We start from the raw sequence: 14,944 nt of genomic DNA on the forward strand, positions 1-14,944 counted from the left end.
GGACCGCCGACAACGGCGCGTTTCGATTACAAAGGCGCAGCACCGCAACTCGCGGTACTGCGCCTTTTGTGTCGGCTAGAGCACAAGCTCAGCGCACACCCCCGAAGGGTGGGTATTCCCCTTCTCCACGAAGCCCAGCCCGGCATAGAGCCGTTTGGAAGCTACATTGCCCGTCTTGTAGGTCAGCTCAAAGCTCGATTGCCCTCGCCTTGCCCAGCGGCAAGGTCTGGATGTATGCCATAATCTGCGCCCTCGCCTCTCTCCCATAGCCCTCCTCCTGATGCCGCGCACCGATCCTCTCCCGCATCAGTGCAGATCCTCGCGCTGCCGGAACCACGCGCCCGCGGCGCCGAACAGCAGCAAGAACACGACAGCAACGAACAGCGGATGCCAGGCGTCGGACACTCCTGACTGCGTCAGCTCCATCGGGAGCATGATACGGTTCGTCAGCCACCAGGAGGCCTGAGCGGCCCCGTCTCCGAACAGCAGCGAGACCAGCGCCGACAAGAGATAGCCGATCACATTCAGCGCCAGCACCAGTCCGAGGATCAGTCCTGCGATCAGACTGCGTGCGGCCAGCGCCACGAACAGCAGCATAACGGCAAATGCCCAATGCAGCAATATTTGCAGCCCCAGCAGCGTAACATAGGTACCCCAATCGCCCATCGGCGCTTCCGGGAAGAAAAGCCAGCGTCCGATCGCGTTGGCGACTACAGCTGTCCCGAACAGCAACCCCGTAAACAGCCCAAGCACCAACGCTTTGGACATGACGCTCGATACCCGTGCATGACGCATGGAGATGTAGTTCTTGTAGAAGCCGGAGCTGCGCTCGCTCCACGTGTAGTACACGGTAAATACTGCGATGTAGATCAGCATCCACGAAGGCGGCTGCGACAGCAGATATTGAAAAAACTCGCTCGCGCTCAGCGATCCAAATTCAATCCCGGCGAAGCTGTCGGCATACTTGCTAAAGTTGTATATGCCGAACAACTGAAAGCCGAAAAATACGGCCAGCAGCACAGGCATTAGCTTGTAGCTACGGAAGCGGCGAAGGTCCATCCGCACAATGTTAAGCATCCGTCTCACCCCCGCTGCTGGTCCGCTCCAGGAAATACTGCTCCAAGCTCACCTGCTGTCGGACAATGCCTTGCACCTTGACGCCGCCCTGGGCCAGCGCAGTATGAATCGGGTACAGCTCGGCATCGGCGTCATAGATCTGCAGCAACTGCCGATCGATCAGCTTGTAACGGCGGATACCCAGCTCCCCCTCCAGGATCGGGATGGCTGCCTCCGGCTCATCCAGCCGGATCTCGATCCGCGACTCGCACTGCTGCAGCAGTCCCTCGCGCGAGACGACCTCGACGAGACGACCCTCATGCAGGATGCCGAAGCGCGTCGCGATCCGCGACAGCTCCTCGAGGATATGGCTGGCGATGATGATCGTCATGCCGGCCTTGTGCAGCTCCAGCAGCAGGTGGCGGATATCGACGATGCCCTGCGGGTCGAGGCCGTTGATCGGCTCGTCGAGCACGAGCACATCGGGGCTGCCGAGCAGCGCCAGCGCGATCCCGAGCCGCTGCTTCATCCCGAGCGAATACGTTTTGACCTTCCTGCGGCCGCTGTTCGCCAGACCGACGCGAGCCAGCAGCTCCTCGATCGACGCCTTTCGCGCCTTCATCCCATACGCATCGGCTAACAGCTCCAGGTTGTCGTAGCCGCTGAGCTGCGGATACAGTCCCGGATGCTCGACCAGCAGTCCCATCCTCTCATACAGACTGCGCTGCTCGGTCGCAGAGCGCTCGAAAATGCGCACGCTGCCGCCGCTCGGATAGATGAGTCCGCCGAGCAGCTTGAGCAGCGTTGATTTGCCTGCGCCGTTGCGCCCGATCAGTCCGAAAATCTCGCCGCGGTAGAGCTGCAGATCGACCGGATGCAGGGCGGTATGCCCGCGATACGTCTTGCTGAGCTGTTGCAGCTCGATGATGCAATCTCTCATGTGTCCGTCACCCCCTGCTCTCTATTGAACACCGAGAACGCCAAGTCGACGTCAAGAAAAAGCAAAGAAATCGTAAAGCACGCTCCTCACGAATCCGTCCGACTGAGGCGAAAGCCGATGCCCCAGACTGTATCGATGTAGTTCTGCTCGCAGTGCGCCTTGATTTTGTTGCGGATGTTGCTGATATGGACGGTGATCGTCTTGTCTTCGCCCATGTACGGCTCGTCCCAGGCTAGCGTGTACAGGTCTTGCTTGGTGAAGACGCGACTCGGGTGCTTGAGCAGCAGCTCTAGGATACGGTACTCCTGACGGGTGAGCGTCAGCGGCTCGCCCTTCACCGTCGCCTGATACGTGCGGTTGTCCAGCACCAGCTCCCGGTGCCGGTACGACTCAGTCTCCGCCTCCCTGTCAGGACGGGCGCGCTTGAGCTGCGCATGGACCCGGGCCAGCAGCTCGGCCAGCTCGAAGGGCTTGGTCACATAGTCGTCGGCGCCGAGTCCGAACAGTTCCAGCTTGTGATCGAGCTGGTCGCGCGCCGACAGCACGATGACCGGCACACTCGAGCTCAGCTCCCCCCGCAGACGGCCCATGAGCGCCTCGCCACTCAAGCCGGGCAGCATCAGGTCGAGCACGAGCAGCTCGTAGGTCGATTGCTCCAGCTGCAGCATCGCCTCGCTGCCCGAGTACGCCTGCGTGCAGCGGTAGCCTTCGCGCTGCAGGCCGGCAGCGATAATATCGCTGATGTGCGCATCATCCTCGACGATCAGGATGCGGCTGTTCTTCCATCCGCTCTCCTCGCTCTCGTTGCGCGAATCGCTGTTCACATTATGCCTCATCCTCGTCCCTCCTCCTCGTCCTGCCGCTTCAGCCATTCGATTCGCAAGCAGAACTGCTGGTTCTGGCGGCGCTGCTCGTACTGCTGGTCCTGGTGGTCCTGGTGGTCTTGGCGATCAGACTGATCGTGCTGATTCGGGCAGTCCTCGTGGTCATGCTGGTCATGCCGGTCATGCACATTGTGCAGCTCCGCCGTGACGTTCCCGCGCATCCGGTGCACGAGCGACTGCACGATCGTCAGCCCCAGCCCCGACGTCTGCCCGCTGCGCGCCGGATCCGCCTTATAGAAGCGCTGGAACAGCCGCTCCAGGTCGATCGTCTGATCCGGCGGCAGCGCATTGGCGAAGATAAACGTCCATGCGCGAGACGACTCCTGGGCATAGATGCGGAGCTGGCCTGTGCCGTGATCGATGTAGTTGGTTAGAACATTGTCGAACACTCGTCTCATCGCATGCGTCTCGCCGACGACCAGCGCCTGCTCGGGCAGCGTCAGCTCCGGCTCGTGACCTGTAGCCGAGATACGCTCGACCTGGGCGAGCAGGCTGTGCCGCAGCAGCTCGGCGGCATCGAGCGTCGACAGCTCCAGCTTGTAATCGGGATTTTGCAGCTTCGTATAGAGGAACAATTCCTCGACCAGCTTCGCCATCTGCTTGATCCGGCCGCGGGCCTGCCGCACATAATCGACGCGCGACGCGGCCTGCTCACCGCGATCCTGGGCCTGCTCGCCTTGCTCGGCCAGCTGCAGATAGCCGTCCAGCGCGGCCAGCGGCGTGCGGATATCATGCGAGAGACAGGCGATCGTCTCATGGATGGCCTCGTTTTTTTGAAGATGGCGCTCGTTTTGCGCTCGCCGGTCCTGCAGCAACCGATTGCAGCTCTGCGCGAGTCGATACAGCTCCCGGGTGTGCAGCTGCGTCGTGATCAGCATAAAGGAATCGTGCCGCCCGATGAAGTCGAGCTGGCTGCCGATCTGGCGAACCTGACGTCGATAATACAGCCCGTATCCGGTTTGCAGCGCCAGCAGCAAGGATACGGTGAGTAGTGCAGCGAGCATGCGTTCACTCCCTTTGGTGGCGGCTCCGCGTCCCGAGGCCTCTGCTTTGATGCGGCCCCGCTGACGCTCGCCGCCTGCGTTAGCCCTATTCTACCACAGGCGGTTGCCTGCAGGCAGGCAGGCCAAGCAAGCTGTGAACGTCTGCCTGTAGACATGCCAAACAGGCCGCGACCGTCTGCCTGCGGCAGAGGTCACAGCTTGTACTTCGTGACGGATAAGGTCATTCATGTTGCATATGGTATCGCCAGATTTCGCGTTACGAACACCAAGCTCTTATGGGTTCACCGGAATCCCGAAGCCCCTCTCCATCAGCCCCCTGCCCGGCGAGGCTGCGCGAGATCCGGCTCGGCACCGGACGACTCGTCCGAGCCTGCCGGCGGCTTGGCCTTGTCGTAGCGGATGAACACCCAGACGCCGAAGATGATGACGATGCCCGCCAACAGCTGCGCAGTCGTGAGCGACTCCTTGAGCAGCACCCACGCCAGCAGCGAGGCGAATACCGGCTCGCCCAGCACGCCCATCGATACTGTCGTCGCATTCATATGCTGGAGCAGCCAGTTGAACAGGTAATGACCGCACAGCGTCGGCACGATGGCGAGTAGCAGGAAGATACCCCACTCGGAAGCGGGATACCCGCCGAAGGGATGGCCCTGCACCAGATTGTAGACGGCGAGAGAGCAACCGGCCAAGAGGAATACCCAGAAATTATAGACAAATGCACTCATGCCAATACGCAGGAACTGACCGATCAGCATATGGACAGCAACCGCGACCGCGCTCAAAAAGGACAATACATCGCCTTGCAGCGCCGTCCCGGATACCTGGAAGTCGCCTGCCCCGATCGCGACCGAGCCAGCGAGGGCAATGCCCATGCCGACCAGCATCATCCGGTTCACCCGAGCCCGGAACAGCAGGATCGAGCCGGCCAGCACGAGGATCGGCTCCAGCGACAGGATCACCGTCGAGCTGGCAACGCTCGTCAGCCGCAGCGAGCCCATCCAGAGCAGGAAGTGCAAGCCGAGCATGACGCCGGAGCCGATCAGCAGCAGCCACTGTCTGGCATCCAGACACAGCAGCTCGTGCCGCAGCTTCCAGACGAACGGGAGCATGAGCGCATTGGTCAAGAACAGGCGATACATGGCGATAACAGCGGCATCCGCCGTCGACCAGCGCACGAAGATCGCGGCGAACGAGATGCCGACGATGGCGAAGAGATAGAGCAGCAGGATGGAATTACGGCTAGGATTCGGACTTGTCATGAGATGCGATAGCTCCTTGTATAGGTGTAAATCAGACCATTATACAGCGCAATCGCACGAAGGGAAAGAGCTCATGTCTCCTCTAGCGTAATCTCCTCTCCCTGCTGCTGTCTCCGCTTGATATTGTCCCTGCCCCAGGCGCACATCACATCGACGATCCCGTTGGCGGTAATGCCGTAATCGGTCAGCCGATACTCGACCTTGGGCGGCATCTGCTCATATACCTTGCGGTGCACCAGCCCGTCGCGCTCCAGCTCGCGCAGCTGCTGGATCAACACCTTTTGCGTGATGCCGGAGATCGAGCGCTCCAGCTCGCCGGTTCGCTTGGCGCCGGTCATCAACTGGCAGATGATGAGCGCCTTCCATTTGCCGCCGATGATCTCCAGCGTCGCCTCGATCCCTTGCTTGTAATGCTTCATCCCGACCCCTCCGCTCCTCATTTCCGGTAACTTTTCCTTAACCTTCTATTTTGCCATACCGTCCCGGCCCTGGTCCAGTACACACTTTGAGGTAAGCACCTTACTTTCGAGTGTGTATTTTCATCCGTGCATATCTGTAGCATACTATCCTCACACAGACAATAAGACGAAGCGGAAGGAGTCTGGAAGAGATGAACACACTGGTCATCCTGGCACATCCACGGCTGGCGGTCTCGCGGGTGAACCGCCGTTGGAAGGAGGAGCTGCTGAAGCATCCTGATGCGGTCACCCTGCATGAGCTGTATCTGGCCTATCCCGACGGACAGATCGATATCGCGAGGGAGCAGCAGTTGCTCGAGTCGCATGCGCGCGTCATCCTGCAATTCCCGTTGTACTGGTATAGCTATCCGCCGCTCCTGAAACAATGGTTCGACGATGTGTTCGCCTACGGCTGGGCTTACGGGTCGAAGGGCGACAAGCTCAAGGGCAAAGCGATGGGGCTGGCGATGTCGATCGGCGACAAGGAGCAGCATTACCGCAAGGACGGCCCGATCTCGTATACGGTGGAGGAGCTGACGGCCCCTTTTATCGCGAGTCTGCGGCATGTCGGCGCGATCGCGCTGCCAAGCTTCGCCGTGTACGGCGCCTCCTTCCAGATCACCGACGAAGCGATCGAGCAGAGCGCCGAGGCCTATGCACGCCATGTCCTCAGCTACGCTCAGATCTGACCGCAGATCTGAGCGGCAGCGTGATGCGCAGGTTCTCACCCGCCCTTGATGAATACAACAAATACACCGCCCCGGGCCTCAGCCTGGCAGGCGGTGTATAGTATTGTCATCTGTACACTTGTTCCTTGGCGACGCTTGCCCCCCTACTCCGCCTTGGTCAAGCTGTCGACGACAAAGTCAAGCTGTGCCTCCAAGGAGATCGGATCGCTAAATACGAAGCCGCGGCTGTCCTCGCGGAACACCCGATGCTGCTGAACGGCAGGGAGGCTGTCCCAGATCGCACCCTCGAATACCGGCGGCGAGCTCTCCTCGCCGGTCCAACCGCTGATGAAGATATAATCGCCAGCATACTCCGGCAGCAGCTCCAGCGACAGCTTGGCCCAGCCCTTGCCGCTGTCGATCGCCTCCTGCTGGATGATCGGCGGCGCCTTCAGCCCGAACTCGCCATAGATGATGTCCCCGCCCCGGCCGAAGCTGCCATAGGCATAGAATTCCTTGGGGCTCCCCGAGTCAAAGATGGACACGGTGCGATCGCCTACCGCTTGCTGCACGATCGGTTTGAGCTCTGCGATCTTGGCATCCCACTGGGCGATCCAGTCCTTGGCCTGTTCTTCTCTGCCGGTCATTTTTCCGAAATCCGTCAACTGCTCGCGCAGCGGCACGCCGTACTCCACGGCCACGGTGGGGGCGATCTTGGACAGCTGCTCGATCAGGGCCGGATCATTCCAGGTGACGATGAGATCCGGCTGCAGCTCCAGGATGCGCTCGTACGATACGTCGTTGCCCAGGTTGATGACACCGCCCAGCATCCCCTCCGTGTAGTTGTTGAAGGACTCATCGCCTGCTCCGACAGGCTTCAGGCCAAGCGCCAGCATATGCCCGGTGAAGGCTCCGGCGACCATGACGACCCGCTGCGGGTTTTTGGGGACGAGCACCTCGCCGTTGACCCCGATATACGGGACGCGCTCCGAGACGCCGGTTGTCGTGCCTGCGTTCGCATGGCCGGAGGAGGCGCTATTCTCGCTGACGGCATTGGATGCGGGCGTCGTACCCGCTCCCGTCCCGCCATTAGTGTTGGCTAAGCCAGAGCATGCGCTCAGCCATAACGTGAGGCATAGCAGCATCGCGATGCCGACAGGCAGTTTGCTTCGACTCATTGGTAACTCTCCTCTATCGCTGTATTGATAATGATTATCATCGCTTATATCAATATAGCGGCGCATGCTGCGCGCAGCAAGGGACGATCGGAGCTTGAGGATAGGACGATAAGAGCCGGGCGCTGCGGATCGGGACTCGGCCTGGTAGCGCTTGGGCGTGACGCCGATATGTCTCCTGAACAGACGGATGAAGTAGGATACGTCCGCGTAGCCGACACTGGCGGCGATCTGCTGGAGCGATAGCTCTGTCTGTCGCAGCAGCGTCGCCGCCCGGTCCACCCGGATGCCGGTCAGATAGTCGATGAGGCTGGCACCCGTCGCGCGTCGGAACTGCCTGGACAGATACGAGACGCTATAGTGGAACGTATGGGCGAGCGTCTCTCTCGTCAAAGGCTCGGCGTAGTGCTCCTCCATGTAGCGGATCAGTTGGGCTGGCAGGTCCGGACGGGCTGCACGAACCTCCTGCTGCTCCATCTGCCGCAGCAGCTCATAGGCGAACTGGTGGAACAACGTCCGCACATGGAGCCGCTCCAGTCGCCCCTCCACCCGCCACTCCGCGAGCATGCGCTCGGCCAGCTCGTAGAGGAGCGCCGGGTGGAGCGGCGCAAAGCCGTATTGGAGTTGGAAGGGCAGCGCGCTCTCTTGCTCTCGCAGAGGCCGCTGACCCGCCTGCGACGACAGGGCGGCCTTGTAGTAGATCAGATAATAGTGGAAGGGCGCCTCTCCCGCCCGGATGTCCAGGCGAGCGCCCTTGCCCCCGTGCAGCAGATAGTACCGATCTGCCGCATGCTCCGCGTCGTCGAGCGTCACGTTAGCCTTGCCCTGCGTCACATAGAGGAAGGCATTGGCAGGGAGCCGCACCGTCAGCGCGCGCTTTCCTGCGGGCAGCACGATATGCCGCACATCGACGATGGTCAGCGATGCGCGGCTCCAGATCAGGATATGCTCTTGTACGTTGATAGGGATATGCACTGGAGGTCGCCTTCCTTCCGATGATCAGAATCCAGGGTGAGAGCTATAGCAGCTTAGGATGGAGCCAAAGGTCGGCTGTTCCTCTCATCGTATCGGTGCGTCTCTCCAGCGTCAAGCATGTTCATGCAGCAGTAAGCGATTAGGTAGACGGCTCCAGTAGCGCATCGCACGCGCGAGCCGACTCGAAGTCCAGCAGCGTCAGTCCGCCTGCATGCCACGTCGTATACGTCAGCGTCACCCTGCGATAATCGATGGCAATGAACGGATGATGCTGCGCCTGCTCCGCCGCTTCGGCCACGCGCACCGTGAAGGCGACTGCCTCAGGGAACGAAGCGAACAGATAGCTGCGCCGTATCCGCTTCTCCTCCTCGCGCGTCCATCCCGGCAGCAACGCCAGTTCCCGCTCGATCTCGACCTCGCTTAGTCGCTCCGCTTTGGCCATGGGTTCATCTCCCCTTTCCTTGATTATGCTTGCTTCATCATGCTTGCTCCGTCGCAGCTTGCTTCTCCACGACGAAGGAGAGGTTTTGGTTCAATGACCTGATGCTACAGTTCCAAGGAGAAGTTCATTCCGTCAGATTTTTATTTTCTTCTCCCGTAGGTTTTAGCATAGGAGATAATCCTCTGATACATGCTTTTATCCTTCATTTGCTTCAAAGGATAGAACTGCGGCCTTGTATTCACTTCAAGAATCCACGCTTTCCCTTTTTTGTCCAACGCAACGTCAAGCCCCAGCTCCCGAAATCCGCTGCTGTGCTTGTTAAATATACGCCCGACAGCTATGCCCAATTTTGTAAGTTCCCGTTCTTTGCGAAGGATCATGCTTTTGCTAAAATTTGCTTTTTCCAGCGTGTGTCTCAGATACCCTATCTCCCCGCCTTGATTGTAGTTCGTCGCTACTTTGCCGGGCAGACCTATTTTGGTGAACAACGCCGTGGATCTCCATAGGCCATCGTTCGATTTTTGAACCATAACGCGGATATCGAATGGTCGATCGTTTACCGTGGCTAGTTGAATACCCTTCTGCAACAAATAGGAGCGCCCGCGACTGAATTGATATAGATGGTCATAGAGCTCCTTTAATGTCAGGCAATGGTTATACTTTGCGTTATGTTGAACTTGATAGCCCTGCCCCCATTTTTTTATCCGATGAATATGAAAACCGCCCGAGCCTCCGGTAGGTTTGAAATAGACGGTTGAATGCTTAGAAAGCATACGATCTAGGTTGCCGAGGTTAAAAAGCAGGGTATGCGGAACATACTTCCCTAAACTTTTCTTATTAAGAAGCCACTTTGTTTTTACCCATTTACTCTTCACGGATTTGCTTTGGTAGCCCATAGCGATCAACCCTCCCATTTTCCATTATATGGAGGGTGTTATAGATTGCTCGTGCTCCAGTCTATGAAAATAAGCGCTGATCGCGGAATACCCCAATTACAGAGTCTGCCGTCCGGGTCATTAATTTTATTATCGACTGGCTGTATTGTGCAAGCCCGTCCGGACAGCTAGTCCCCATCCGAAGGATTCCCGTTGCGATACTTCGGCGCGAATCGAGTTTATGCCCCGCTTCCACTTGACCGGCACGCTTGCGTAATCCGGACGAATGCGCCCGTCATGGCTCGGCGGACTCCAGTACCAGTCCCCTTGATACACTTCCTCCCCATTGATCCACAGGCGAATCGAGTCGCTGTAACCAAGCGTCAATACGGTCTCTGTCTCCTCTTCCACAACAAGCTCACTGCGAACGACAGCCGTCGCACCGGGTGCCGCTTGATACAATCGGTTGATGTTGAGGGTACCGTTCTCCTCGACGAGCGCTTTCGCCCATATCTGATCCTTGGCTCCATCCTGAAGTAATGAACTCGACACGTACCATTCCGTGATGAACGATTCCGACTTCAACCTGCTAAAGTCCGTGGCTTCAGGTTGGATGAATGCCGGGGCAATTTCTTCTATGGTAAGATTGCGAATGTAGCTGGGCAAGAAGCTCCACACGCCGACCTTACCCAATCGCTGGCCGCCATGCTGCAGTCGAGAGAGGACAAGCGCCGGCTCCGTATCCTCCCCGAAGTACACCTTCACGCCCTCCGGTTGAACCTCTAGGCTGAGCTTGTGCCATGCCCCGGTCGTGTTGGGAAGAGGTCTTTGATAAGAGGGGCCATGATAGATCTGCCACGTCATCGATCCATTGATTACGGGGTCGTATTGGATCTCCACCGGCGCGAGATACACGAGCTCGTAATTGTCTGAGTCCCGGGCTCCAAAAACCAAGCCGATGAAGCCTACCTCACCGGGAATCGCCACCTCTGCTTGCAACCGAAAAGCATCAAACCTGACTTCATCGCGCAGAAACAAGGCCGAATTCATCTTCTCCAGATATAAGGCTTTTTTGCCCTGCCATTCGGAGGGGATGGCCCCCGAATTCCCTACCTCAAATAGATCCAAATCGTCCCAAAGCGAGTACTGTTGTGCTCCAGCCGTCATCCGCTTCACATCCCCCTATTCATCACTTCTGTTTTACGTTACCATGAATCGTAGGATCGGATACATATGGAAAGTAACGAAAAAAGCTGAAAAGACTTGAATAATGAAAGAGGATATCACCTATGCTGGATTCAACGGACAAACGCATACTCGAGGAACTCGCCAAAAACGGTCGACTGTCGATGAAAAAGCTGGGCGAGCAGGTGCATCTAAGCGGCCAAGCGGCAGCTAATCGGGTAGCCAAGCTCGAAGAAGACCATATGATCGAGGGCTATACGATTCGTCAGAACTATAACAAAACCGGGCTTGCCGTGCATTCGTTTATTACGATCTTGACGCGCAGCTTCGATCATCAGCCGTTCTTCTCGTTTCTGGATACCCAGCGCCCTTACATCATCAATCGATTCAAAACCAGCGGCGAGGGCTGCTATCTCCTAGAATGCCGATTCCCGTCAAACGAGGAGCTCGACACGTTTTTGGCATCACTAACCCGCTACGTCAATTATAGATTGTCTATGGTCATTAGCGAGGTCTAGAAATTCACAGAGTTCACAACCTTTCCATTCTTGGTCTCTAGAGAAAAAGCCAGTAGCTAATGGAGCTACCAGCTCATAACAATCGGCGTACTAAGATCCAAAAATATTTAAGTTTAACTAGCGCTCCTCTTTTGACCCTATCGTTCTGTGGATCTTGACCTCCAGAGACAACCAGGATGACTCGGGTTTTGTTACAAGCGCTCTCCTGAACCGCTGTACCCAATCGCCGATGCTTCTCAACCAGTGTAAGCAACGCCAAGGAATGCGAGGCGAAGTGTTCCCAGAGACGATTAAGCTCCTGCCCCGCACGAAAGGTTAAGCAAAGCCAACCTGTGGAGACGCCAATCGAGACAACGAGTGTTCAACACCGATCTGTTCGACCGCCCCACTGTGGCTGGTTTCAATGCATATTGACAACCATTCTCAGCCAACGTTCTTAAGTAGATTGGAATAAAAATCTTAAGATGCACAAAAATATATATCGACCACCACCTGGCCCAGCCCCTAACCCGCGTCAGACGCGGTCTTCGCCGCTTATTCCTCACCACCGCCACCTGATATTCTCTTCATAACTAATCCCATCGGTTCAACCGTCGAATTAATAACTTTATTAGTTTAAAATCACTCTCATAAGCCCGTTAGTGAACTGCTCACTTCTAGAGTTTTGCATTAAAACTTCTCTCAATAAACTCCAGTACTCTGAACCCACTTGTTTAGCTATTCCATCACAAATTATATATGCGAGTTCCTCCTCGAACTCGTACCATTTAGGGCTTAAAATTATTTGAGTTCTTGCGGAATTTAGATCAAGATCCCGCCCTCCGCAGACATCAAGCACTAACATAACGGGTAGTGGCCAATTAATTTGAACCTGATTCTCTTGTTTTCTCCATGTAACAGGAAACAATGTAGAAGGGACATCAATCCCGTGAAAAGAAAACATCGATTTTGACTTCGCAAGTACATTCTGGGTAGTCGAATGTTCTATATCACCTAAGTCATTAATAGTTATTGTCGTTGCGCTCATATTTATTTCATTACCACTAAGTACAATCGACTTATTCAAATCATAATCCTCATCGTCAATTCTAATCTCTTTCGTTGGCAACTTTATTCTTTTTACAGGTTTCCCGCGACTTTCAAGTATATAAGCTATTACAGAACCAACCATTCCTTTATCTTTATTATTTACTTCCACTACTACCCTTTTTATATTTTCATGAGACCCCCACTCTTCATTCTCTAATGAACTTGCGTGAATTTTTTTAAAGCTATTTTCATCACGAACTCTAACTTGCTCATCAGTCTCAATAATAATCTTAAACGGCGGGTTAGTAACAACACTTTCAACAGACTTAATAAACTGTTCGTTTGACATCCGCTTCCACGGATTACTGTGTTTTCTGAGAATGAGTTTTGTAGAAGTACCTGGCGTTTCTCTTTGACCATCTGTTATTAGAAAAATACTTTCTTGCCCTTCAATCGTTATATTAATAGGGTCACTTGATTTGTGAGGGCCATAAACTCTTCTTGTGTCTACAATAATAGTATCAGCAACCATGAAACATGAAAGCATACCAATTCCGAATCGTGAAGTTGGGCTAAAATCAGCTTTAGATTCTGACTTCAAATCATAAAAATCAGAAGATTTATAAAATGAAGAACCAACCTTAGAATAATAAGAATCAATTATATACTGGTCCATTCCAGTACCGTTATCAGTTATTTCTAACATATCTTCGCCATTTATTATTTTGTATGCAACTTTGATTTCAGGGTGGTATGTGTTTCCCCATTTTACTTCCAAAGCTTGACGTAATAAACACGCATCAATTGAATTCTGTAGCAATTCCCTTAACGCCACTTCTGGATTCCCATATAATTTTGTGCCCATTAGCAAATCAATAACTTGACTTTTGCTGAGAGTAAATTGCGTGTCCCGATACAAATACAGTGGCTTACCTAAAATGTTTTTTTTGGTTGTTATTTTTGTTCTATCTACACTGTAGGGTATTTGGAAGTGTAAGTCACGATGTATCCCTCTATGGTACTCATTAATTTGAGAAACAATATTATTACAAGCGCTAAGTTCAGAATCTATTATATTACAAAAGGCATGAATAGAGGCTTCTATTGCCGGATGACTACATTTAGCATGGAATTGAATATTTTCACTATTTATGGACCATGACTCAACCGATCGATGTTTATTCCATTCCTGCAGTGATACGGGATTTGTAACTGCAAGGTGTGAAAATAAAACCTCAGGTGTGCGCTTTGCATCGAAGTCTAATATATCTGCAAGTCTTAATATAACTGCTACTATAGGTAAACAAGCATATACCCCCTGACCACATAGTAAACGCTTATCTAAGTCCAACAGAGTTAATGCTTTCTCATTGTGACTAAAGCATATCTCAGCAAGTTCTCCGGCTAAATCGGTTTCTTTATAAAAAATTTTATCAGCCAATTCACTATAGACGATTTCTTTGGATCGTTCTGAATGTGTCTCTCTAATAAAATCCGATATCAAATAGCTTTTCATCAATTCGGCCTTTGAGTTGTTCCCAGATTTACTTAACTGATTAATTTGGGAAACTTTATCTGGGCGAGCACTAAGGTATCTTTTAAACTTCTTAAGTTCCTTCTCCTCAAATGTATCAATCAACTCAGGATCAATATCCCACGCCTTTATCCAAGCCATTACTGTTTTCTCATCAGGAGCCATACCAATATCATGGAGCATCGCACTTAAAATTAACAACATAATCTCAGGCACAGTTAGTTTGTTGATATTAGTATCAGATACTAAGTATTCCATCAGATTTAAGACTCGAAATAAATGCTCACCGTCGTGAAGAGTAAACTCACCCATATGTCGAATAATAGTTTTAGTTCTTTGATATGCATAAAAAGAAATATCATCCACCAAGGCCAATATATGATCTCCGGACGCCTCGTTTTTACACTTTTTAACCAATTCTTGGTACATACCACTTTTACTCAATCTCAGTTTGGACTCTTCGCGCCAGTCATCCCTCATCTTATATCCCTCAATTTCATGAAACATTTTTTAGAAAAATAGTTCGTTTATAGCTTAGCCTCTCAACTCACTATAGACCATCTTCTCACAATCGACACTACTGTAAAAAAGTGATTTTGACCAGTAAGCAATCAAGAAAAAATAACTCTAGGCTATTGAAGATTAACTCTTCGTTGGCTTTTTCCAAATGTTCTTATTCTTGAATTAATTAATGGCTTTGTTCGAGGAATATGTTACATAACTAAAAGTATAAAAATTCTTTCTGTACTTTCTCGAACAACATTAGAGTCGGTGTTACACATCACCGTATAGAATATCCATCTATCGGGAATTTCAATAGACTTAGACATGGATAAATACACCGCCCTAGTACTCCGTACCGCAAGAAATTAATGGTACACGCCTACTCAGCCGATATATCCAAGAAAAGAGGATATGAGGAACTGACGATGGAAAAGAAAT

The 14,944-nt window shown here is 53.4% G+C and carries 14 protein-coding genes; 2 read left to right on the plus strand and 12 right to left on the minus strand.

The features are described from left to right. Positions 1-75: 75 nt before the first annotated feature. From PA598K_RS36125 to PA598K_RS10485, 7 genes are all read right to left on the minus strand, one after another. Positions 76-267, minus strand: a complete 192-nt coding sequence (locus tag PA598K_RS36125; RefSeq protein WP_185601814.1) for a hypothetical protein — start codon at positions 265-267, stop codon at positions 76-78. Positions 268-306: 39 nt separating this feature from the next. Then, positions 307-1,077, minus strand: coding sequence for a hypothetical protein (locus PA598K_RS10460; protein ID WP_128656894.1), 771 nt, complete (start codon positions 1,075-1,077; stop codon positions 307-309). Further along, entirely contained in the window at positions 1,070-1,996 is a 927-nt protein-coding gene (locus PA598K_RS10465) for an ABC transporter ATP-binding protein (protein ID WP_128656895.1), read from the minus strand. Before PA598K_RS10465 ends, PA598K_RS10460 begins: the two co-directional genes overlap by 8 nt. 86 nt (positions 1,997-2,082) lie before the next feature. Then, entirely contained in the window at positions 2,083-2,832 is a 750-nt protein-coding gene (locus PA598K_RS10470) for a response regulator transcription factor (RefSeq protein ID WP_128656896.1), read from the minus strand. Next, the gene (locus PA598K_RS10475; RefSeq protein ID WP_128656897.1) at positions 2,829-3,884 is read right to left on the minus strand and encodes a sensor histidine kinase; all 1,056 of its coding nucleotides are present in this window, start codon (positions 3,882-3,884) and stop codon (positions 2,829-2,831) included. The genes PA598K_RS10470 and PA598K_RS10475 overlap by 4 nt, the downstream gene beginning before the upstream one ends. Positions 3,885-4,192: 308 nt before the next feature. Continuing rightward, the gene (locus PA598K_RS10480) at positions 4,193-5,143 is read right to left on the minus strand and encodes a DMT family transporter (protein ID WP_128656898.1); all 951 of its coding nucleotides are present in this window, start codon (positions 5,141-5,143) and stop codon (positions 4,193-4,195) included. Positions 5,144-5,214: 71 nt separating this feature from the next. Next, entirely contained in the window at positions 5,215-5,562 is a 348-nt protein-coding gene (locus PA598K_RS10485; protein WP_128656899.1) for a winged helix-turn-helix transcriptional regulator, read from the minus strand. Between the two features lie 191 nt (positions 5,563-5,753). On the opposite strand from PA598K_RS10485, the gene PA598K_RS10490 reads away from it, so the two are divergent. Then, positions 5,754-6,290, plus strand: a complete 537-nt coding sequence (locus tag PA598K_RS10490) for an NAD(P)H-dependent oxidoreductase (protein WP_128656900.1) — start codon at positions 5,754-5,756, stop codon at positions 6,288-6,290. 143 nt (positions 6,291-6,433) lie between these two features. On the opposite strand, the gene PA598K_RS10495 is transcribed toward PA598K_RS10490, so the two are convergent. From PA598K_RS10495 to PA598K_RS10510, 4 genes are all read right to left on the minus strand, one after another. Further along, on the minus strand, positions 6,434-8,419 hold the full coding sequence (locus PA598K_RS10495; protein ID WP_128656901.1) for an AraC family transcriptional regulator: 1,986 nt from the start codon (positions 8,417-8,419) through the stop codon (positions 6,434-6,436). Between the two features lie 139 nt (positions 8,420-8,558). Further along, positions 8,559-8,861 carry a 4a-hydroxytetrahydrobiopterin dehydratase gene (locus tag PA598K_RS10500; protein WP_128656902.1) on the minus strand — a complete coding sequence of 101 codons (303 nt, stop codon included), beginning with the start codon at positions 8,859-8,861 and terminating at the stop codon, positions 8,559-8,561. 140 nt (positions 8,862-9,001) lie between these two features. Beyond that, positions 9,002-9,757 (minus strand): YheC/YheD family protein, encoded by a 756-nt coding sequence (locus tag PA598K_RS10505; protein ID WP_128656903.1) that lies wholly within the window; start codon positions 9,755-9,757, stop codon positions 9,002-9,004. Between the two features lie 129 nt (positions 9,758-9,886). Then, a complete protein-coding gene (locus tag PA598K_RS10510; RefSeq protein ID WP_128656904.1) occupies positions 9,887-10,903 on the minus strand; it encodes a hypothetical protein in 1,017 nt (338 codons plus the stop codon). A 122-nt stretch (positions 10,904-11,025) separates the two neighbouring features. Between PA598K_RS10510 and PA598K_RS10515 the strand changes: the two genes are divergently transcribed. Continuing rightward, positions 11,026-11,439 carry an Lrp/AsnC family transcriptional regulator gene (locus PA598K_RS10515; protein WP_128656905.1) on the plus strand — a complete coding sequence of 138 codons (414 nt, stop codon included), beginning with the start codon at positions 11,026-11,028 and terminating at the stop codon, positions 11,437-11,439. Between the two features lie 610 nt (positions 11,440-12,049). Here PA598K_RS10515 and PA598K_RS10520 read toward each other — a convergent pair. Beyond that, positions 12,050-14,482, minus strand: a complete 2,433-nt coding sequence (locus PA598K_RS10520) for an HD domain-containing protein (RefSeq protein ID WP_221414123.1) — start codon at positions 14,480-14,482, stop codon at positions 12,050-12,052. Between the last annotated feature and the right edge of the window lie 462 nt (positions 14,483-14,944).

This window comes from Paenibacillus sp. 598K, assembly GCF_003851045.1.
In the GTDB taxonomy this organism is placed as follows: Bacteria; Bacillota; Bacilli; order Paenibacillales; family Paenibacillaceae; genus Paenibacillus_D.